Origin of the sequence: Bradyrhizobium sp. CB2312, from assembly GCF_029714425.1 — a bacterium.
In the GTDB taxonomy this organism is placed as follows: Bacteria; Pseudomonadota; Alphaproteobacteria; order Rhizobiales; family Xanthobacteraceae; genus Bradyrhizobium.
On the sequence record NZ_CP121668.1, the window covers coordinates 3,309,498 to 3,330,102 of the forward strand.

The window sequence follows — 20,605 nt, forward strand, 5'->3', positions numbered from 1 at the left end:
GTTGGCGGCCACTGTAGCCGCAGGGGAGGGGGACTGTCGACGCTCACAAAGTCGATCGTATCAGGGAATGTCAGGCGGTTTTCGGTGTGGCTGCGCGCCCATTTCGCGGGCGCGATAGGAACCGGCGGCGCGCGCGGTTTGAGCAAATCGCATGGGCAATGCCGGCAAAATGCGCTCGGCGGGTCAGTATTTTGGTGTTACGAACTGGGACATGAATCAGCACGCCAAGATCGAAATCCGCCATTCGACCTGCCCGCATGACTGCCCGTCGGCCTGCGCGCTCGACATCGAGGTGGTCGAAGGCCGCAGCATCGGCCGCGTGCGCGGTTCGAAGAAGCAGACCTACACGGCGGGCGTCGTCTGCGCCAAGGTCGCCCGCTATGCCGAACGTATCCATCACCCCGAAAGGCTGATGTACCCGATGCGCCGCACGGGTCCGAAGGGCTCTGGGCAGTTCGCGCGGATCGGCTGGGACGAGGCGCTCGACGAGATCGCGCAGCGCTTCAATCAGGCCGAGCGCGAGTTCGGCGCGGAATCGATCTGGCCCTATTACTACGCCGGCACGATGGGCCTCGTGATGCGCGACGGGCTGAACCGTCTGACGCATGTGAAGAAATATTCGCGCTTCTATCAGACCATCTGCGCCAATGTCGCGCGCATCGGCTATGCGATCGGTACCGGCAAGATCGCTGGCGTCGATCCGCGCGAGATGGCGCTGTCCGATCTCGTCGTGATCTGGGGCACCAATCCCGTCAACACCCAGGTCAACGTGATGACGCACGCCGCGCGTGCGCGCAAGGAGCGCGGCGCGAAGATCGCGGCGGTCGACATCTACGACAACGAGACCATGAAGCAGGCCGACATCAAGATCATTCTGCGGCCCGGCACCGACGGCGCGTTCGCCTGCGGCGTGATGCATATCCTGTTTCGCGACGGCTATGCCGACCGCGCCTACATGGACAAGTACACCGATTGCCCCGCCGAGCTCGAGGCGCATCTGAAGACACGCACGCCGGAATGGGCGTCGGCGATCTCAGGCGTGCCGGTGGCGGAGATCGAGGCTTTTGCCAAGGCGGTCGGCGAGACCAAGCGGACCTTCATCCGCCTCGGTTACGGCTTCACCCGCTCGCGCAATGGCGCAACGCAGATGCATGCGGCGACCTGCATTCCCGCGGTGACCGGCGCCTGGCAATATGAGGGCGGCGGCGCCTTCTTCAACAATTACGCGCTGTGGCGCTTCAACGAATCCATCATCGAAGGTCACGACGCGATCGACCAGAGCGTCCGCGCGCTCGACCAGTCCAAGATCGGCCGCATCCTCACCGGCGACGCCGAGGCCCTGCTCGGCAAGGGCCCGGTCAAGGCGATGCTGATCCAGAACACCAACCCGATGACGGTGGCGCCGGAGCAGGCGCTGGTGGCCCAGGGCTTTGCGCGCGAGGATCTGTTCGTTGCGGTGCATGAGCAGTTCATGACCGAGACGGCGCAAATGGCCGACATCGTGCTGCCGGCGACCATGTTCATGGAGCACGACGACCTCTATTACGGCGGCGGCCACCAGCACATCTCGGTCGGGCCGAAGCTGATCGATCCGCCTGGCGAATGCCGTTCCAACCATGAGGTGTTGCAGGCGCTGGCGCCGCGGCTTGACGCCAGGCACCGGGGCTTCGAGATGACGCCGCGTGAATTGATCGACGCGACGCTGCAGCTCAGCAACCACGGCGACATCGCCGGCCTCGAAGCCGACCTCTGGCGCGATCTGCAGCCGGATTTCCGGACCTCGCATTTTCTCGACGGCTTCGCCCATCCCGACAAGAAATTCCACTTCAGGGCGGATTGGACGCATCCGCCGTTCGGCCAGACCATGGGCGATGTCGAAAGCATGCCATCGCTGCCGGACCATTGGGCGGTGATCGAACAGGTCGACCAGGCTCATCCGTTCCGGCTCGCGACCAGCCCCTCGCGCAGCTTCCTCAACACGACGTTCAACGAGACGCCGTCCTCGCAGGCGCGCGAGGGCAGGGCGAGCGTGATGATCCATCCGATGGACGCAGCCGCGCTCGACATCGCCGATGGCGATGCGGTGACGCTCGGCAACCGGCGCGGCGAGACCACGCTGATCGCGACGCTGTTCGACGGCGTGCGGCGCGGCGTGCTGATCGCGGAATCCATTCATCCCAATAAGAACCATATTGGCGGGCGCGGCATCAACATGCTGACCGGAGCCGAAGCCGTTGCGCCGATCGGCGGCGCCGCGTTCCACGACAACAAGGTCTGGATCAGGAAAGCCGCTACGGCCTGAGCACGCGCTTCGATCGCCTGCAATTTGTGTCGAGGCGCTAAAGCGGCGCCTCGCTGCAGATTGCCCTTGCGCCTGCCGCCCGCCCTGCCGCAAATGGCTGTAAACGGACAGCAGGGAAGCGACGTCATGACCGACAGCACAGCCGTCATCACCGAGAAGCGCGGGCAGGCGTTCTGGATCACCATCAACCGGCCGGAGAAGCGCAACGCGCTGAACGGCGAGGTCATCGCCGGCATCAACAAGGGTTATCGCGACGCCCATGACGACAAGGACGTCCGCGTCATCGTGCTGACCGGCGCGGGCGACAAGGCGTTCTGCGCGGGTGCCGACTTGCAGAATTCCGGCGCCGCTTTCGCGATGGATCATTCCCGGCCGAATGTCGACTATGCCGATCTGCTCCGCCTGTCGCAGAACGCGACCAAGCCTGCGATCGCGCGGGTCGGCGGCGTCTGCATGGCCGGCGGCATGGGCCTCTTGTGCATGACCGACATGGCGGTTGCGGCCGATCACGTCATCTTCGGCCTGCCGGAGGTGAAGGTCGGCGTGTTCCCGATGCAGGTGCTGAGCCTGTTGCAATCCATCGCGCCGCCGCGTCTCGTCAACGAATGGGCGCTCACCGGCGAGCCGTTCGATGCCAAGGCGGCGCAGGCTGCAGGCCTTCTGAATTACGCCGTGCCCGCGGCCGAGCTCGACGCCAAGGTCGACTGGCTGATCGGCCGCATCGTCGACAAATCCCCGACTGCGATCCGCCGCGGCAAATACGCCATGCGCGCGATCGCCTCGATGTCGTTCGACGAGAGCATCGCCTACACCGAAAGCCAGATTGCGCTGCTCGCCATGACCGAGGATGCCAAAGAGGGGCTGAAGGCGTTCGGCGAGAAGCGGAAGCCGGTGTGGACGGGGCGGTAGACCCGATGTTGGAACAAACTCGGAGAGTCAGCCCGGCCAAACGATGCCTATCTCGTTCGCACTACGAGCTGATCGTCTAAGTGGGCTGTTCCAGAACGCTGCAATCGGCGCTTTTTTGTAGCCGCAATTAGCTGCTTCCGCGTGCGCTTGGCATAAGTTGGCAATTGGTATTTCGAGCGATGACGGCCGGCGGTGCGCAGTTCAGCGTCCGTGAGATCGCTGTCGGCGCCCTCGGTGAAGCCGCCATGGCGAAATGATGTGAATGAAAGTTCGTTGCGAAGCCCGGCTGCGCCGATGATCTTTTTTACGACGAAGCGAAGATAACGCAGGTCTTTGCGTTGGGTGATCCATGGAAGCGGAATGCTCGATCTGCGATGAGGATGGTCACGCCGGAAGGCCAATCCGGAACTCTCCCTCGCTTTGATAGCGTCGAGTTCTGCCATCAACTCGGGGAAAAGCGGAGTGCCAACTTCGTCAAAGAGGGGCCACCATGCTTCCTCCCCATTCTTCGGATGGACAATCCGGACGCTATCGGATCGGCCCTCCGGCCGGTAGTGCGCTAAATCAAACGCTCCGAACACGTGTTCTTCGCGCTGTAGCCATTCCCAACTCAGCAAGGCGGCCGTAGCTATCGAGTAAAATCCGAGTTTCCTGGCAGCCACCCTAAACGCGACAAGCTCGTCCCAGTTAGCCGTGGGGGTCTCTCGCACCGGTCGGCCGGGAGCGCGAGACTTTAGCCCCATTCGCGAGAACGGGTTTATTTCTGGTACCTTTGTTTCGTGAGCGCGCAGGCCAACAAACCAAGCCCGCCTGCAGGCCGTCATGGCTGCGTTTGCGAAGCGCCGACGTTCGCGCTTGACAGCTTTGCCGTCGGCTGTTCTGCGTTCCACGACGAGCAACTTCGCATAGACGGCGTCGACAAATCCTCTAGAGAAGGCAGAAATCGGTTTCGATCCCGCTCGGCTACCATCCTTTAGTTCGTGATTAGCAAAGAGTGCTAAGCCTTGATCATACAGACGCTGCGTCTTGTGATCGAGTTCTTTCCACTTCTGGTGCGTTTTGAAAATCAATACGAGCCAGTCGAAAGTGCCGGGTACGATCGAAACCGGCGACATGTCACTTAGACCTCCGGAACGCCAACTATCAAAAGCGGGTAACAGGACATAGTTGGCGCGATCTACAGCCACAGTGAGATCCTCGCCCAGCGCTTCAGATGCGACGGTGCATCCTTGTTTGCGCGCCCAAGTGGGCGGCTCGAAAAAGTATGCCCAACCGCCACGCTTCAATGGCTTTCTTCGACAATAACGAGGCAGTGCACGTGCGTTGTGAGGTATATTCATACGAGCGAGACCAAGTCCAGTCCGTCTGAACTATTTGCATTCGTGGTCCTGTACGGCGTGGTGAAATGATCAATGGCTGCCTTGGACCAAGCGGGCTCTCGAGAGCGACCAGTGCCGTGATAACATGTGGGCGCAGGAGCTTCTCCGCGGACCACCGCGCGTGCAAGCTCCTCTGTATTGCGGTAGTCCAGGTAAGCAGCCACCATGTCCGCCCGCATGACTGCGGGCCATGTGCCGACCGGCGGGTAACGAGCAGGAACTGCAAGGCGTGATGCCATCTCTCAACCGACGCGCTAATGATCTAACCGGTCACCGTGCAGCGCATAAGGATGCCAAAACTTCGATATCATTTTCTCTCCGTCAGGGTTCGTGCCAGGCTTGGCTTTCACTAGCTGTACTAAATCCACGCTCTAATACGAACGCCGAAATTCACGGGGCGACAAGGCGCAACGATGGTTGGGGTGGGAATCGGCTGGGATGGAGCGAATTTGGGTTGACCTGCGAGCGGCCGGATCGGGGTAGGCGCAGCGCAACACTAGAACCGAATAGCCATAGTGAAGTTAGCTTGAGAGCTTCTTTCGCAAGTGATGACCGAAATCGATTGCAAATGACTCAACGGGTGGTCATCCGTTCGAACTGCCCTTCGGTAGCGCTGTGTTGCCCGCTGGACGAGAGGCACGTGATTTCCTTTAGCTAAGAGCGCTTATTCCGACAAACCATCACTCAACCCGCATGAACGGTGCGGTTATGGAGCTTCGATTGTCGGAATGACGTGCTCGAATTAAAGGGTCGCCGTAAGCGCGCCATTTCGAAGCTGTAACTTATGGCGACAGCCGAGTGCATGCGAGGCAAACTCGGCTCCTCCAACTGTGGAATTTGTCATTTTCGCACGTCCGCTTCGCTATGCCGGGCTCTGTGAACGGACCCGCTTTGCGCTTCCGCCATGCGGCTTCGATCCCTCGCGCAAGGACGTTGCGGTGCTCCTCGCCGGAGGCACTAGGGAAAGGGGCTAGCCCGCGGCGATCGTTATCACTGCTCCGTGTCCGTATTGAACCGGGCTCGTCGCTGCACTCGGACCCGCGTGCCCGTCGGGCCGCTATGCGAAGTGCGGCTTGACGAAGATCAGGTCGGAACATGGCCGCTTCGCGGAGACCGACGCCATGGCAGACCGAACGCCGAATTTGCGGGCTACATGGCTCGCGGCGGCGACGACGCCCGCGCTCTGCGAAACCGCTTGTTCGCAACGATCAGCGCGCGAATAGCCGCACGCATATTGCCGCTGCAAACGGCGATCGCCTGTTCGACAGCGGCGTCCAGCCCGTCGTCCTGTTCGGTCGGCTCAGAGAGGAGGACACGGTCCTGTTCCAGGTTGACCGTCAATGATGTATCTTCTTATTGTGTCCTTATGGACCTAAGCCGCCGTTTCGAGCCGCCCTGGACCTTAGTCCGGGAAAATTCGGAGTGCTACGTGGTCACGGACGTCAACGGCGTAACCCCTGCGTGGCTCTATTGCGATGATGCGCAGCGCTACAGCTTCGGCCCCGGCAAGCTTTCGTCGGATGAGGCGCGCCGGATCGGCAAGGTGACCGGGCGCACCCCCGAATTCATGATGCCGCGCCAGGGCTTTTATCCGCGTGGGGGGCCGCGCTGGCGCGCCGACCGGCTATATGACTGGCTCTGGAGGATCGCGATATCCGCGAGCACTGGGATGAGATCTACGCTCTCTGGCCGAAATTCAATCCCCGCAATCTCCGGTACCCAACGCCATGAGCAAACGCCGAGTCCTTATATTGACGCTGCTGCTGTTATCGGACATGGCGCTTGCCGACAGTTTTGTCGGTCAGGCCAGCATCATTGATGGCGACACATTGGAAATTCATGGAACGCGGATCCGCCTTTGGGGTGTCGATGCTCCGGAAGGCACTCAGCTGTGTCGCGGTGAGGACAGTCTACAGTACCGCTGCGGTTCGAAGGCCGCGAACGAGCTCGACGCTTACATTGCCGGTCGCCCCGTCAACTGTGTCCCGCTCAGCCTCGACCGGTATGGCCGCACGGTCGCGACCTGTTCGGTCGCGGGCAAGGATCTCGCGGAATGGCTTGTGCGCAACGGTCTCGCGCTGGATTGGCCTCAATATTCGAAGGGCAGATATCACGAAGCCCAGCGCGAAGCTGAGCGCGCGGGCCAAGGGCTCTGGAAGGGCAGCTACGTCGAACCGTGGCTCTATCGAGCATGCATCCGCGCCAGCGGAAGCCCGTCCGCATGTTCGGACGATGCAAATGCCCATCCTTGAAGGGCCCACTGCGAGGTGTCAATCCACAACGTGCGATGGCCGATCACCGCACTCGGGCAAGTGGGTCTGGCGCGGTTTGGGCGACTCACGGTACCCATCATTCCAACCACCACACTGCACAACGGGAATGAAATGGTTGCAGCCAATCGTGAACTGCCGGCCTCTGGCTACGCACTTGAAGTGGACGGCCGACTCAAAGCCGAATTTGCAACCAGAGACGGCGCCAGGGCAGGTGGAGAAGAACTAAAGAAGCGGTTTCCCATGCTTCAAATCAGGATCTATGACGCGCAAACGCATGCGCGCGAGGAAATCTAGATCCTCTGACTGGTGGAGTTTCCGCTTCCCGCGTGCGGCTTCCGCCCTCCGTGCTCTCGTGTTGGGGTGGACGGCCCCCTTCCGCCGGTTTGCGTGGCAAGATGGGTCATCGATGACCTGAAACGAGGGAGCCGCCCGTGGAAATGATTGTTCGCATCGGTTTGGACACGTCAACGAGCGTATTTCAGTTGCATGGCGTTGACGGGATGGAGCAGCTGGTGCTTCGGCGTAAGTTGAGGCGCGGCCAGGTTCTGGCGTTCTTCGGCCGTTTGCCGCCGGCGCTCGTCGCGATGGAGGCCTGCGGAGCATCGCACTATTGGGCGGGAGCTGCGGTCGCTGGGGCATGAGGTGGCAATGATCCCGCCGCAATATGTCAAACCCTACGTGCAGCGCGGGAAATCCGATGCGGCGGATGCGGAGGCGATTTGTGAAGCGGCCAGTCGACCGAAACTGCGGAAGAACTTCGTTTCGATCGAAAGTGCCGAGCAGCAGGGCGCACAGATGCTGACACGTGTGCGCAACCAGTTTATCGGCAGGCGCACCCAGCTCGCCAATTCGATCCGCGGCTACGCCGCAGAGGTTGGCTTTACAGCGCCCAAGGGGCTTTCGCGGCTTCCGCAACTGCTGATCGACATTCGGGCCGACGCGACCGTCCCCGATTTGGCGATGGAGTTGGTGGAGGCGCTGGCGACAGAATTGGCACGCGTCGATGATCTGATCGCCAAGCTCGACAAGAAGCTCATGCAACTTCACAGGAGTAACGAGATGAGCCGACGACTGGCGACCATTCCAGGAGTTGGCCCGATCGGCGCGACGCTGCTGTCAATCAAGGTCGTGGATGCCCGCGGGTTCAGGTCGGCAAGAAACTTTGCCGCCTGGTTTGGCCTGACGCCAAAGAATCACTCGACGGCCGGCAAGAACCGTCTCGGTGTCATCACACGCGCTGGTGACGGCATGTTGCGAACCGTCTTGGTGGCTGGTGCGACGGCTGTGATCGCGGATGTGCGACGACGCGATCGCTCTTGGCCCTGGCTGAAAGACTTGATCGCGCGCAAGCCGCCGAAGCTGGTGGCCATAGCGTTGGCGAACAAGCTGGCGCGGATCGCCTGGAAGCTGGTGGTTAGCGGCGAGCGGTACAGGCCCGTTAGCAGTGCCGTACCGATGCCGACGCTGACCTAGACGTGAACGAAATACAGAGCTTGGCGCCAGGCCGGCAGGTTTGACGCTGGGGCCGGAACTTGCAGGACAGGAAGAGGTGGTACGTTCGGCGCGAGCCGGTCATGTGAGACACTCCGCTCGGTTTACCGGCAGGAAATGCCGCTCTCGTGTTTGGATCTCACTGTCCGCGAAGCCCATCTTGGCCAGTGGTCGTAGGACCCGAAAATAGGCCGGATATATGAGCGCGAGCGATCCGAGCATGCTGCCCGAGCCAATCCTTGTAGGTCGGGGGCCGTCCACATATGAACCGAGCCGCTTTGCGTCTCGGTAGGGTAGGCGCGGGACACCTCGAAGAGGATATCCCTACGCCTCCCCCCAAACCGTGCGGGCACTTTTCAATGCACACGGCTTTCCGTACGCGCATGCTCTCGACCGGAGACGGCTGCACGGCATGACGGGCACAGGACAATGGTCTTGCGCCGCCAACCGGACCGTTTCCAGACCGTCAGCGATCCGCTTCGCAGGTCACCTAGGCGGCGGAGATGATGCATCTCGAATGGTCCTGTCGTATCGCTGCACGCTTCGCATTTGCGGGCGTTAAGTCGATCGATCAGATCATTTGGGCGTTTGACCCACCACGCACCTGCCGTGACGTTGTCGATAGTCGGACTTGTCCAGTAGGCTCGGGTGAGATGCTTCAGTCTCCACAGCTTGATGCTGCGAAGCTTACCACGGACCACGGAGCTAACCTCGTAGTCCGTGCCTTTCCACAGCCGCGCCATGGTTTTTGCTCTCGTCGTCCGATGTCGCATCGCCAGCGTCTTCACAAGACTGCGGAACACGACAAGCTCCAGCAATCCCAAGGCGCTCTTGATGTCGTCGGCAAACGAATGGTAGTTCGCAAACCCACGGAACTCTGAGTTATAGGCGAGGACGGTTGCAACGTCGCTGGTTACCAGGAACTGCTCGCGCGGACTGCCGGTCTTCTTGGCGAGATCGCCATAGCCGTGTTGCTTGCAGAACTTGGTGACTTCCTTGCGCGGCACCCGCAGGCTGACATTGCCGGTGGTCGGCCGACGCATCACACGCCATGTCCGTCCAGCCGGTCCTTTGCGGCTGGATTTTCGTCCAGCCCCGTAGGATGTGTATGTCGAGACGCGATAGCTCAAGAAGGTCACTCCCTTTGAAGCGGCGTGAACCCCACTTTTCTCGGGCGACACGGCGAGCTTCAAGGTCTCCGTCATGAATCGTTCGACGCAGGCCATGATCTCACACGCTTCCCGCTTGCTCCCGATCACGCCGATGAGGAAGTCGTCGGCATAGCGACAGTAGCGGAGCCTTTTGAAGTTGGGGTCCATCGGATCGACGGAAGGCACTTTCCGTCTCTCCTTATTGATGGCTTTGATCTCCGCAAATGCAGCATCGATCTCGGCCCGATCCGCGCCTGCGGCACGGAGCCGTTCAATCTTCCGGCGGAGACTGAGGACGCGCCGTTCCAGCGCCACGTAGCGCGGGAATGGACGTCGCTCACAGCCTTTGTCGAAGTTCGCCTTCATCATCTGCATGTGCTGGTCCAGCTCGTGCAGATAGATGTTGGCGAGCAAGGGCGAGACAACGCCGCCCTGCGGCGTGCCACTGTAAGTGCGTCCGTAGACCCAATCTTCCATGTAGCCTGCTTTGAGCATTCCTTCGATCAGACCGATGAACCTATCGTCATCGATCCGCTTCCTTAGAAGCCCAAGCAGGATGTCATGGTCGATGTTGTCGAAGAACCCACGCACATCCACTTCGACCAGCCACTTGCAGCCCGTCCAACTCTTCTTGATGAGCTTGAGTGCGGTATGACAGGATCGCCCCGGGCGGAACCCATGTGATTCATTGAGGAACACAGGTTCATAGATCGCTTCGAGTAGAATCCTGACCGCCTCCTGAACGAGCCGGTCTTCCACCGTGGGGATACCCAGCGGTCGTGTCTTGCCGTTGTCCTTCGGGATATAAACCCGCCGGACCGGCCGGAAGCGATAAGTGCCATCTGCCACGCGCCTGGCGATGTCGGCGAGCTTCTCCAGCGACATGCCGTCGAAGGTCTTGCCATCTACACCAGGCGTCAGGGCTCCCTTGTTGCGGGAGACCTTTTCGTAGGCCCACTCGAAGAGATGCGGACATCTCATCAGGCGGTGAAGGCCATTTACGCGCTTACCCGACCGCGACAAAGTCGGCAGTGATTCAATTCTTCTCTGGATGGTAACGGCCTGCATCAGCAGAACCTTTCCGTCGAAGAATCTCTTCTACGCATACTGCACATGCCGTTATTCGCGGCATCGTCCTTCCCCCGATCGGAGGCGCTTTCGGTCCGGTCGCCCGGCCTTATACGCATGATCGTCCGCCTCGCGGCGGCTGTCCCGGCCATTACGCCGGGCATTTGGGTACTATGACGGCTCCGTCGCCATACAGGTCCTCGAAAGAACCTGTTGTAGGCGATCCCGTAGTTACGTGTGTGGGGAGTCGCGGTGTGTTTAGGTGTCCCATTCGTCTCCTTGACCCACGGATGGTGGTCGTCCCACGCGGACTGGTGGCAATTCGCACTGGCCGGTGCGATCCGCCCCGCGCGGCGTAGCGTGTCAGCCGCGTTCGCTACTGCCAGCCCTTTGGCGACTGGAAACTGGGATTCAGGCAATACAGCTTTCACCATGCACACCTTACTCTGTGCTCTCCACCGGGCTGCGGCGCCCGATTTCGAGACGTTTCCCGGCATGCTCTGGTCCCGTTCCTCTTTCGAGGTCTCAGTCGTTTCCGACACCGGTAAGCCGGGTAAGTAAGAGCCCAACCAGCAGGCTCCATTCTTTCGAACACTCCCTTCTTCTTCACGCCACAACGGCGCACGCCATACGGCTTCGATCCTTCGCGCCAGGAGATGCGGAGCTCCTCGCCGGGGGCACTCGGGAAAGGGGCTCGCCTGCAGCGATCGCTATCACTGCCCCGTTCCCGGGTGCCCTCTTAACCGGTCTTCTCTAACCGGGGTTGAGACGTCAAGCATCAAATCTCATCCAATTATCGCATTGCCGTTCTGCCTTCTAATCCTACCGTGGTGTCAAGCGATCCGGCGATCGCGCTTCTCTTCGAGGTCGGAATCCCCGCCTCATGATGATGTTCGTGAAGAAGTGGCGGGACCATCTCGGGGACGCAGTCGCGGGGTAATTTGCTCACGCTGCAGACCGGTTATCACCCTCGCCATTCCTCGTCCTGCCGGACTCCTTGACAGCCTCGCGGCCGTGTTCTGTTGATCAGTGCAATCGGGTGTCAGGCTGCCGCTGCGGCCTCTGATTTCTCCCACCGGAAGTCGCTGCCGTCGCACCACATACGGTGCAGGATGACTGATATCTTGCGAGCCACCGCGACCAGCGCATTTTTCATGGAACTTCGCTTGGCGATGCGGATGCCCCATGCCTTTAGCGAACACCACCGTCTTGTGTTGACCATCAATGAATGAGCGGCTTCGAAGAGGTGTTCTCGAGCAAAGGCATCGCCGCATCGGGTGATACGCCCGTTGTAGTCGACCTCTCCGGACGCGTATTTGCCTGGGGTCAGTCCAAGATGGACGCCAACGTGCCGGGATTTACGGAAGCGGCCTGGGTCATCGATGGTCGTCTTGAATGCCAATGCTGTCAGGGGGCCAACGCCAGGAACCGTCATGAACCGGCGGCAAGTAGCATCGCTACGAACCAGGCGCCCAATCAGGCGCGTCAACACGCGTGCTTGTTCGCCGAGTATGCGCCGAGCTTCCAGCAATGGAACCACGAGGGCCTGTAAATCTCCGTCATCCAAGATAAGCTCGCGTACACGCTCTTCAAAGCGGCTTTGGCCGATAAGACCCACTTTGAATCCGAAGGTTCGAAGTGCCGCCCGAATATGATTGTTGAGGTCGCGTTGCTTGTCGAGCAGGCACCGGCGACTGCCCATCAGAGCTCGGAGCTTTTGGCTGCCTTCAGATTTGATGTGAACCGCCTTAAACCACCCTGTTCGCATCATTTGCGCAAGCGCACGAGCATCGTTGCGGTCCGTCTTGACAGTTTGAGCTTGCATCACGCTCTTTGCGTGCCGGGTCTCAACACAAATGACGGGTAATCCGCCTTCCGAAAGCCCCTTGTGCAGCCAGGAGGAACATTGGCCGGCTTCTAGCCCAATGCGCTGCAAAGCGAAGCGGGTGTTTCTTAGCCAAGAAATTAGCGCCTCGGGTTCGGTATCCGTCACTCCTTCCCGGACGATATTTCCATCTCGATCAACGATGCAGATCGCGGTGCGCTTCAAAGACACGTCGAGTCCAGCGAAGTAATTCATCAGGATCTCCAGCTCATCTTGTTGGGCGAATCGATCGGCGTATTATGCGCCCGAGTGGTCGGTGCCCGGTTACTTCATCTTGTCGCTGCACTCGGTCCCGCGTGCCGCCTTCGGCGTCGCTATGCTCACGCTCCTGCGGGTGCCATTTTGCGTTGAGGCGATGCGCCTTTGGCGCACGCCTGGTCGGGCCTGCGGTCCTAAAGCACCTCAAGGCCAAGTCCCGACGAATCGAAGACGGCGCGCGTCGCAGATTCTGCGTTCTGTCGTTTGTGTGCGTGCGACGCTCTCGCAAATCACGCGGCGTCGACTAGCCCTGAAGAGGCTGAGAGTAAGAGCTTCGGCAGGGTTTTGCCGCAACGGGTTACAGGCTCCGAGAGAGGCTCGCGGCGCCCGTCGCGGAGACCCGCGATGTCCAGACACTATCTTCGGACGCGCACCGGCCAGGACCGGACAAGCCTTGACGACGAAATCACCAACAGGATCGTCGCTGAACGTGATGACGGCCGAGTGCCGTGGCTGCAGCCCTGGGCACCGCCGCGGTGAAGACGTCGTTGAGTGACACAGAGCGGGATCGCTCCGGCCGTCCCGCAGTTGCTCGGGGAGCGGTGTGTAACGCCGGTCCCTATTTTTATGAGCGAGCGCCGAGAGGGAGAGGGGGGCCGGGAAGGTTTGAATCGCCCTGGTCTTAAGGAGAGCGCCGCGCGGTTCGACCGGTTCCTGCTCTCCCGAGATATCCTGTCATGACTGAATCTCTCGCGTGCGGCGCCGCCGCCCCGCCGCTTTCGATGCGTGCCGCTGCAAGTCTCACCTCTGCTGCCGTCAGGGCCGCCCGACAGCTTTTGACCGATCTCGAACACGGCTGCCGCATCGATGCCGCCGTCCTGCGTGGCGCCATGGAAGCTGCATTTGGTGCCTCCGAAGCGGCAGGCGGCTGGAATTGGAAGACCACCTATGACCTGTGCGAGGCGGCAACCGTTCTCTTTCTTCGCAAGTTCGGCCCAGCCATGCGCGCCAAGGCAGGCTCGAAGGCCGCCATGCTGCCGATGCTCGCGAGAATCGCAATCTGTCTGCCGGCGCATACGCGGCGTTCCGAGGTCAGCCTGGGGTTTCAGCAATTCTCGACGCCGATCTCGCTTGGACTGGCCGCATGCACCGCAGCTGGTATTACGACTGCCGACCGCGTTCTGGAACCTTCCGCGGTGACCGGGTTACTCGCCATCTTAGCCGAGCGCGCCGGCGGCTCTCTGGTATTGAACGAGTTGGTCGAAAAACGCGGTGCGTTGCTGGATCATTTGTTTGTCAACGTCGAGGTTACGCGGTTGGACGCCGCGCAGATCATTGATCACCTGGACGCGAGCGTTGTGCCGAGCGTCGTTCTGATGAACCCGCCGTTCTCCGCGGCGGCGAATGCGCAGCGCGACTGGTCCGCGCTCGGAATGGAGCGGTTGCCGGTCACACCTCTGCGGTTTCGCCAGGGCACCGCGATCCGGCTTTCGGAAGGCATCCCATTTACCACCTATGCCACGCTACGGACCGATGAGCGTGGCGAAAAGCTTTCGCGTGGCAAGCAGATCGTTGAATGGTTGGGCTCGGACTTCGACGGAATGATCGTCGTCGACGAGGGCCACGCCATACAGAATGCGGTCGGAGGCAGGGGCGAGCGCGGCGACCAGGCGGCCTCTCAGCAGGGGCGTGCGGGCCTGAGGCTTCAGCACGCCTTGCCGAATGCACGCGTGGTTTATGTGTGGGCGACCGGGGCCACCACGGTTCATGACCTCGCTTATGCCCAACGCGTCGGCCTTTGGGGCGGCGCCGACTTCCCTTTCGCCACACGCGTCGAGCTCGTCGAAGCGATCGAGCAGGGCGGCGTCGCGGCCATGGAGGTGCTGGCGCCCGACCTCACGATGCCCGACCGTCACCGGCCTTACGGCCTCTTTGGGGAGATCATCTCCTGGAAGCTGCGCATGTTCGTGCCCACGGACGCCGGCGGCGTCGAGACCCTTTCGAAGGTGCTCGACACGCATCCGGTAGCGCGCACCAGTGCGCGGGAGGCCGCGTGATGTCCCCCGTGCCTTGCGAACTGGCACGCCGCCTCGCGCGCGAGGCCGAGGCAGTGTGCCGATACTATCTCTCCAATGGCAAGCGGGCGGGGCGGTACTGGGTGGTCGGCGACGTCCGCAACACGCCGGGTCGCTCGATGTTCGTGCGGCTCCAGGAATCACCGAAGAGCCCCGCCGGCAAGTGGACTGACGCTGCGACCGGGGAGCATGGCGACCTCCTTGACATCATCCGCGAATGCCGGGGTTTGCGCGACTTCAGCGAAGCAGCCGAGGAAGCGAGGCGGTTTCTGAAGCTGCCTCGTCCTGAGCTGCAGCTAGCCTCGAAACCCGTTCGTTCGACGACGCCGAGTCGATCTAAGCAAGCCGCCCGTCGGCTCTTTGCGATATCGAGCCCGATCGAGGGGACCGTGGTCGAAACGTATTTGCGGCGTCGCGGAATAGCCCGCGTCCACCATGGTGGCAGCCTGCGCTTCCACCCTCGTTGCTTCTATCGACCGGATGAGCATCTACCGACCGAAACTTGGCCGGCGATGATTGCCTGCGTCACCGACCTCGAGGAGCGGATCACCGGCGTGCACCGAACCTGGCTCGATCCAGACGGCTTTGATCGCATTCGTCTCGGCAAGGCCCCGGTCGATACGCCACGACGCGCCATGGGCAACTTGCTCGGCAACGCCGTCCGTTTCGGCGTGGTCGATGACGTGCTTGCTGCCGGCGAGGGGATCGAGACCATGCTGTCGCTGCGCTACGCGCTGCCGACGTTGCCAATGGCCGCTGCGCTTTCGGCTAATCACCTCGCAGCCATGTTGCTGCCATCTGGTCTGCGTCGGCTCTATATCGCCCGCGATAACGATGCTGCCGGAGATGCCGTACAGGCGATTCTCACCCAGCGAGCGGAAGCCGTCGGCATTGAAGCGATCGCACTGTCGCCTCGGCTGCGCGACTTCAACGAAGATCTCCACACCTTCGGGGTCGATGCCCTCCGAGCACGCTTGCGGCTTCAACTCGTACCGGAGGATGTCGTCCGTTTCCTGCATTCTCCGGTAGTTGGCGCGGAATAGCCGGGGCGCTTCGATCGGTCTCGAGAGATCGGTCGCGGCGAGGCCAATGCCGGGAGAGACGCGACCACGGCCTTCTAGAGGGCGATCGGACGGCAAGCGGCTCGGGCCGGCAATGGCTGCGACCGGCTATTTTCCGCCGCGCGCCGGCAATGAGAGTACACATTATCTATATCAGCGCTTTGCATCGCGAAGCAAAATAGCCGGCCTCCGCCATCCTCCGCTGCGCTTCGGCCCTCCGCTCTGCTCCGGGTTCTGGCCCGTTCCGCCTGCCGTCTGAGTGATCGCCACGAAGGCCGCGATGGTCGCGGCCGAGCCGGCAAAGGATCGCCTCCATGACCGACCACCATGACATCGAACCGCCGCACGCCGCATCTGCGACCGAACACGTTCTTACCGAATTACAGCTCTTCGGTTACCGCCCCTTCGACGACCAGCCAGATCCACGGCCGCTTCCCGAGGGCAGGATCATTACCGGTGCCGTCGCTGACATCTTCGATGCCCTGGTAGCCACGTTGAGAGACACGCGGCTCGAGCCGGACCTCGACGATCTTCTCTGGTCGACTGTCAACCTATTCCATCGTGCCGTCGACCGCATCGGTCGCCAACTCGACGACAACGAACAGGCGCAACAGAAGAGTCAGCGCGAGCAGGACGGCTCCGAAGTTCGATCAGTCGAACTCGAACGCGTGACGGCGGAAGGCATCACACTGATTGAGCGCCGCAATTGCCTGGAACTCTTCCGTGACCAGGCCGTCGAACGCTTCGAGACTTACACCGGTTCATTCTGGCGCCCCCGATCGGGATCGTTGGTGAATCACCGCACGCTGACCGCAGCGATGATCGACTCCCGCGACTTCATTGCGGCCAAGCGCCGCGCCGAGACCGAGGTCATGTTGCCGGCTGGTCCGAAGATCGCGTTTACCGGCGGGCTCGATTTCAACGACCACAACCTCATCTGGGACCGCCTCGACAAGGTTCACGCCAAGCATCCTGACATGGTCCTGCTGCACGGCGGCTCCCCGAAGGGAGCCGAACTGATCGCCTCCAAATGGGCGGCGACCCGCAAGGTGCCTCAAGTCGCTTTCAAGCCAGACTGGACGAAACATGCCAAGGCAGCGCCGTTCAAGCGCAACGACGCCATACTTGAACTCCTGCTGACCGGCGTCATGCACTTCCCGGGCACGGGAATCCAGGACAACCTCGCCGACAAGGCGAAGCGTCTCGGCATTCCCGTATGGAGGTTCGGCGGAGCGTGAGCGCCGTTTGCTCACTAATAAAACAAGGTGGAGTTGCACGCCGCAACTCCGCCTCGTTTCGATATTACGGCCGAAGTTGCGCCGCGGTGGTGGTGGAAGGCGCGACCGTTATATCTTTGCACATGGAGCCACCACCATGATCGCCCTTGGGCTTGTTCTCAACACACTCGGCATCGGATTGTTCTGCTGGGCGATCTTCGCGCTCGCAGTGTATGCCCTGCCGTTTTTCGTCGCACCGAGTATCGGGATGACGGCGTTTCAGAGCGGTGCCGGCCTCATCGGCGCGCTGCTTCGGAACGGTCGGCGGCGCGTTGACGCTCGTCCTCGGCAAGGTCGCCGTCGCTATTACCCGGTCCTTGGCCTTGCGCATCGCGATCGCGACGGCATTCGCTGTTCCCGCCGCCGCCGCCGGCTATCACATCGTGTTCGCCCTGTCCCACATCGGGGTGCCTTCGTTGGCTTGGCGTGAGGTCTTCGCTTGCCTGGGCGCGGTTTGCATTGGCGTTACGTCATGGACGCGCTTGATGGTTTTGGCCGATGCCCGCCCGTTGAAGCCGGTTGGGGTGTGGAGAACCCGTCCTAAGCAGTTCTTACGGCCGCATTGGCCGAGCGATTTCCCGCCTTCATCGAACAGGTGCGTAGATCGGCGCCGTTAACGGGAGATGATCGAAACCTGAGCGCGGGAAAGGCAGTTCTCCTCGGAACTCCTCAATCAAGCTGCTGGCATTCGGTCCGGCCCACCCAGCCGGGGCAGAGCGATGTTACCTCGATCGGTTCTTGGGAGACGATACCGCCTTTTGCAGTAGATTGTTTCTCTTTCCCCGCTGAATCGTTCCGGCCTCTTGTTCATCAAATCCGAGACAGCCACGCTTCTCCTGAAATCGTGGTTCAGCACGCGGACGCACGTGGCCTCGTTGATGGCTTGATCTGGCCGAAGACCGGCTTCGCCTCGATCGTCTGAGCCGCAACGCCGCTGATGCGACTTTCTTCCCCTGGGCTTCGCTCATTCCTCGCGAGACAAGAAAGTCGCCACAACGGCGTCCTCCGCTGCGCTCCGGCCCGTGCGGGTGCGTCGCCGATCGTCCTCGGCCCTAGATCGCCATCGAGGCCGCGGTGGTCGCGGGCTTGAAACACAACAGGAGAAGTGACATGGCTAACATCGGTTCTTTCAAGAAGGTCGGTAACGAATTCCAGGGCGAGATCGCGACCCTGAGCCTGAAGGCCAAGGGCGTCCGCATCGTCGCCGAGACCAACCGATCCAACGACAACGCTCCCAGCCACCGCATCTATGTGGGTCGCGCGGAGATCGGCGCGGCCTGGTCGAAGCGCTCAGAGGAAGGCCGCGACTATCTCTCGCTCAAGCTCGATGATCCTTCGTTCAACGCGCCGATCTACGCCAATCTGTTCGACGACGAAGGCGGTGAAGGCTACGCCCTGCTCTGGTCGCGGCCGCGCAAGACCGGCGAGTAAGAGCGCTCAATTAAGCCCCCCCGACCAAATCGGGCGGGGCTTCTTGAAAGCCTACCCGCAGCGTAACGCCATTCGCTGCCGCCTGCTGCGAAACTGCGCTGTGTCTGTCCGAGGTCCGCTCATGGCGACAGAGCGGACCAGATTTGCTCAATCTGAGTTTTTCACATTGTAACCCTTAGCAGAACTGGCAGTATCGCAAGATGTCCGCTTTGCGCCGAGGCCATCGACTCCAGATCTGCGCGTTCAGCGAACAGGGAGCAACGAGGGCTCAGTGCGGCCACGCTGAGCCAAGGATGATCGAGCAGAAGTTCTGACGGGCATAGTTCATGTCCTTCAGCGCAAGGACGTCGGCCTTCACGTTTCCGAACGTCGTCAGCGGCTTCTTGATGATGGAGCTAGCGAAGTGATCTATGATGTTTTCCTTGAAGTTCGGCTCGCGCGGATGATGGACGCAGACTTGGTGGCGCTGTTCATGCGTGAAGTCGGGATAGGCGATGCCGAGCACGTCCATCTCCACACCAGCGGTCACCAGCGCGATGGTCGGGCGCATATGCTCGGGGATTCCGGGCGTGGTGTGGAGCGCGATGGCAGTCCAGACATCCTCGACGTCACGCTCGGGCACGCCGTAGCTTTTCATGAAATTGCGGGCGGCATTGGCGCCGTCGACCTCGAAGCGCAGATCGGGGCTCGAGTATTTCTCGGTGAGGCCCATGTCGTGGAACATGGCGCCGAGGTAAAGCAGCTCCGGGTCGTATTTCAGCCCGCGGCGCTCGCCGGTAAGCGCACCCCACAGGAAGACACGGCGACTATGGTTGTAGAGCAAGTCGTCTTCGGTATCGCGCACGAGCTGCGTGGCGCGCGCGCGATGGCGCTGTCGGGCACGCGAATGCCGGCGATGATTTCGGACATGGAGCAATCTCCTTGGTTGGATAACGGCTGGTTGCTTGTCGGGATTAGGCAACAGAGCTCTGCTCCGGACAACAAGCGGGAGGCTACGGATCAGGACAGCCGTCCGTCGTTTTCTGACAAAGGGCAGCCGCTCGGAGTTCAGGGCAGTATGAGCCCGCAGTTTCGTCCTCGGATAGCTCGCGAACTATTCCGGTTCTGCTCGCCGGAAGCTGGCGCGGTATTGGACAGGGGTCACGCCGAGACGAGTGCTGAAGACAATCCTCATCCGATCCGCAGATCCGAAGCCGCAATCGAAGGCAATGGCCTTCAGCGGCCGCTCGCTTGCTTCGAGCATCATGCGCGCGGCATCAATACGAGCGCGCTCGATGAATTCGTGCGGTGTGGTCCCGGTCACCTGCCCAAAATGCCGAGCCAGATTCCGGGGGCTCATGCCGACCACAGCGGCAAGCGACTCCAACGTGTGGCGCTCCCCAATATTGGCCATGACATGGTCCTGGATGCGTGCGATTGGCGATTCCGGATCGGCAGGTGCCGTGAGATACGGACTGAACTGCGACTGTCCGCCCTGACGCTGGGCAACGACAACCAGCCGCTTGGCGACCTTGAGCGCCGTTTCCGCGCCGTGCCGCTGCCCGACGAGCGCCAAGCCCAAATCTATCCCCGCAGTCACACCAGCCGCGGTGATCAACCGTCCATCACGGACATAGATCAGATCCGGTTCGACTTTTGCCTTCGGAAACCTGGCCGCCAGCGCCCGTGCATCCTGCCAATGGGTCGTGACTCGCCGATCGTCTAGGAGGCCGGCATAGCCGAGCACAAAAGCCCCTGTGCAGATCGATCCATAGATGCTCGATCGCCACGGCAGCTCCTTGACCCACTCAAGCAGGCAGTGTTCCGGTTCCGCGTCCGGTGGCGTTGGGGTGCCGGCCACCAGAACAATGTCGAAACCGCCCGCGGCCTCCTCGAAGGTCATGTCGGCCACCATACGTATGCCATTCGACGCGCGCAGCGGATTGCGGTGAGCAGCAACCAAAGCGGTTTCGTAGCGGTCAGCGCTGCCGAGAAACGTGTTTGCCTCGCTGAACACGTCCATCGGCCCTACCACATCTAGCGCCTGGACCCCCTCACAGACGACGATCGCGACGGCTTGTACCGGCACCTGCTACTGCCTCTCCACTCTGGTGCCCTATTATGCA

General features: G+C 61.3%; 13 protein-coding genes and 4 pseudogenes. 9 read left to right on the forward strand and 8 right to left on the reverse strand.

The window, feature by feature from the left end; genetic code table 11:
- The first annotated feature begins 211 nt into the window (after positions 1-211).
- Both QA642_RS15900 and QA642_RS15905 read left to right on the forward strand, forming a co-directional pair.
- Entirely contained in the window at positions 212-2,302 is a 2,091-nt protein-coding gene (locus QA642_RS15900; protein ID WP_283085494.1) for a molybdopterin oxidoreductase family protein, read from the forward strand.
- Positions 2,303-2,428: 126 nt separating this feature from the next.
- Positions 2,429-3,211, forward strand: coding sequence for an enoyl-CoA hydratase/isomerase family protein (locus QA642_RS15905; RefSeq protein WP_283085495.1), 783 nt, complete (start codon positions 2,429-2,431; stop codon positions 3,209-3,211).
- Positions 3,212-3,258: 47 nt separating this feature from the next.
- Here QA642_RS15905 and QA642_RS15910 read toward each other — a convergent pair whose 3' ends face one another.
- The 3 genes and pseudogenes from QA642_RS15910 to QA642_RS15920 all read right to left on the reverse strand — a co-directional run bounded on the left by QA642_RS15910 (position 3,259) and on the right by QA642_RS15920 (position 5,931).
- Entirely contained in the window at positions 3,259-4,497 is a 1,239-nt protein-coding gene (locus QA642_RS15910; RefSeq protein WP_283085496.1) for a hypothetical protein, read from the reverse strand.
- A gap of 1,156 nt (positions 4,498-5,653) precedes the next feature.
- Positions 5,654-5,767: pseudogene (locus QA642_RS15915) on the reverse strand (DNA polymerase IV); the annotation flags it as partial.
- On the reverse strand, positions 5,740-5,931 hold the full coding sequence (locus QA642_RS15920; protein WP_283085497.1) for a hypothetical protein: 192 nt from the start codon (positions 5,929-5,931) through the stop codon (positions 5,740-5,742). The gene QA642_RS15920 and the pseudogene QA642_RS15915, both read right to left, overlap by 28 nt.
- Before the next feature lie 434 nt (positions 5,932-6,365).
- Here QA642_RS15920 and QA642_RS15925 point away from each other — a divergent pair, with 434 nt between their 5' ends.
- The 3 genes and pseudogenes from QA642_RS15925 (at position 6,366) to QA642_RS15935 (ending at position 8,336) form a co-directional block, all read left to right on the forward strand.
- On the forward strand, positions 6,366-6,842 hold the full coding sequence (locus QA642_RS15925; protein ID WP_283086901.1) for a thermonuclease family protein: 477 nt from the start codon (positions 6,366-6,368) through the stop codon (positions 6,840-6,842).
- A 132-nt stretch (positions 6,843-6,974) separates the two neighbouring features.
- The gene (locus tag QA642_RS15930) at positions 6,975-7,157 is read left to right on the forward strand and encodes a hypothetical protein (RefSeq protein WP_283085498.1); all 183 of its coding nucleotides are present in this window, start codon (positions 6,975-6,977) and stop codon (positions 7,155-7,157) included.
- 137 nt (positions 7,158-7,294) lie between these two features.
- A pseudogene (locus tag QA642_RS15935) lies at positions 7,295-8,336 on the forward strand (IS110 family transposase).
- A 374-nt stretch (positions 8,337-8,710) separates the two neighbouring features.
- Here QA642_RS15935 and QA642_RS15940 read toward each other — a convergent pair.
- Both QA642_RS15940 and QA642_RS15945 read right to left on the reverse strand, forming a co-directional pair.
- Positions 8,711-10,573 (reverse strand): reverse transcriptase domain-containing protein, encoded by a 1,863-nt coding sequence (locus tag QA642_RS15940; protein WP_283084374.1) that lies wholly within the window; start codon positions 10,571-10,573, stop codon positions 8,711-8,713.
- A gap of 1,042 nt (positions 10,574-11,615) precedes the next feature.
- The gene (locus tag QA642_RS15945) at positions 11,616-12,653 is read right to left on the reverse strand and encodes an IS110 family transposase (RefSeq protein WP_271611464.1); all 1,038 of its coding nucleotides are present in this window, start codon (positions 12,651-12,653) and stop codon (positions 11,616-11,618) included.
- A gap of 740 nt (positions 12,654-13,393) precedes the next feature.
- Here QA642_RS15945 and QA642_RS15955 point away from each other — a divergent pair.
- The 3 genes and pseudogenes from QA642_RS15955 to QA642_RS15965 form a co-directional block, all read left to right on the forward strand.
- Positions 13,394-14,554, forward strand: a pseudogene (locus tag QA642_RS15955) (strawberry notch-like NTP hydrolase domain-containing protein); the annotation flags it as partial.
- A gap of 158 nt (positions 14,555-14,712) precedes the next feature.
- Complete coding sequence (locus QA642_RS15960) at positions 14,713-15,774, forward strand: toprim domain-containing protein (protein ID WP_283085499.1); 1,062 nt, start codon at positions 14,713-14,715, stop codon at positions 15,772-15,774.
- 332 nt (positions 15,775-16,106) lie between these two features.
- A complete protein-coding gene (locus QA642_RS15965) occupies positions 16,107-17,030 on the forward strand; it encodes a DUF2493 domain-containing protein (RefSeq protein ID WP_283085500.1) in 924 nt (307 codons plus the stop codon).
- 64 nt (positions 17,031-17,094) lie between these two features.
- On the opposite strand, the gene QA642_RS46530 is transcribed toward QA642_RS15965, so the two are convergent.
- On the reverse strand, positions 17,095-17,400 hold the full coding sequence (locus QA642_RS46530) for a hypothetical protein (protein WP_349253844.1): 306 nt from the start codon (positions 17,398-17,400) through the stop codon (positions 17,095-17,097).
- Positions 17,401-18,179: 779 nt separating this feature from the next.
- Between QA642_RS46530 and QA642_RS15975 the strand changes: the two genes are divergently transcribed.
- Positions 18,180-18,500: a DUF736 domain-containing protein gene (locus QA642_RS15975; RefSeq protein ID WP_283085501.1), complete on the forward strand. Its 321-nt coding sequence runs from the start codon at positions 18,180-18,182 to the stop codon at positions 18,498-18,500.
- Between the two features lie 268 nt (positions 18,501-18,768).
- Here the strand turns inward: QA642_RS15975 and QA642_RS15980 are convergent.
- Positions 18,769-19,409 (reverse strand): annotated as a pseudogene (locus QA642_RS15980) (HD domain-containing protein).
- 184 nt (positions 19,410-19,593) lie between these two features.
- Positions 19,594-20,568 carry a GlxA family transcriptional regulator gene (locus QA642_RS15985; RefSeq protein WP_283085502.1) on the reverse strand — a complete coding sequence of 325 codons (975 nt, stop codon included), beginning with the start codon at positions 20,566-20,568 and terminating at the stop codon, positions 19,594-19,596.
- Between the last annotated feature and the right edge of the window lie 37 nt (positions 20,569-20,605).

Excerpts from the sequence above, each read along its gene's own strand:
- QA642_RS15925 (WP_283086901.1), top strand. The coding sequence starts at position 6,366 with ATGGCGCTTGCCGACAGTTTTGTCGGTCAGGCCAGCATCATTGATGGC.
- QA642_RS15965 (WP_283085500.1), top strand. The coding sequence starts at position 16,107 with ATGACCGACCACCATGACATCGAACCGCCGCACGCCGCATCTGCGACC.
- QA642_RS15960 (WP_283085499.1), top strand. The coding sequence starts at position 14,713 with ATGTCCCCCGTGCCTTGCGAACTGGCACGCCGCCTCGCGCGCGAGGCC.
- QA642_RS46530 (WP_349253844.1), bottom strand. The coding sequence starts at position 17,400 with ATGCGCAAGGCCAAGGACCGGGTAATAGCGACGGCGACCTTGCCGAGG.
- QA642_RS15975 (WP_283085501.1), top strand. The coding sequence starts at position 18,180 with ATGGCTAACATCGGTTCTTTCAAGAAGGTCGGTAACGAATTCCAGGGC.
- QA642_RS15905 (WP_283085495.1), top strand. The coding sequence starts at position 2,429 with ATGACCGACAGCACAGCCGTCATCACCGAGAAGCGCGGGCAGGCGTTC.
- QA642_RS15900 (WP_283085494.1), top strand. The coding sequence starts at position 212 with ATGAATCAGCACGCCAAGATCGAAATCCGCCATTCGACCTGCCCGCAT.
- QA642_RS15940 (WP_283084374.1), bottom strand. The coding sequence starts at position 10,573 with ATGCAGGCCGTTACCATCCAGAGAAGAATTGAATCACTGCCGACTTTG.
- QA642_RS15930 (WP_283085498.1), top strand. The coding sequence starts at position 6,975 with ATGGTTGCAGCCAATCGTGAACTGCCGGCCTCTGGCTACGCACTTGAA.
- QA642_RS15945 (WP_271611464.1), bottom strand. The coding sequence starts at position 12,653 with ATGAATTACTTCGCTGGACTCGACGTGTCTTTGAAGCGCACCGCGATC.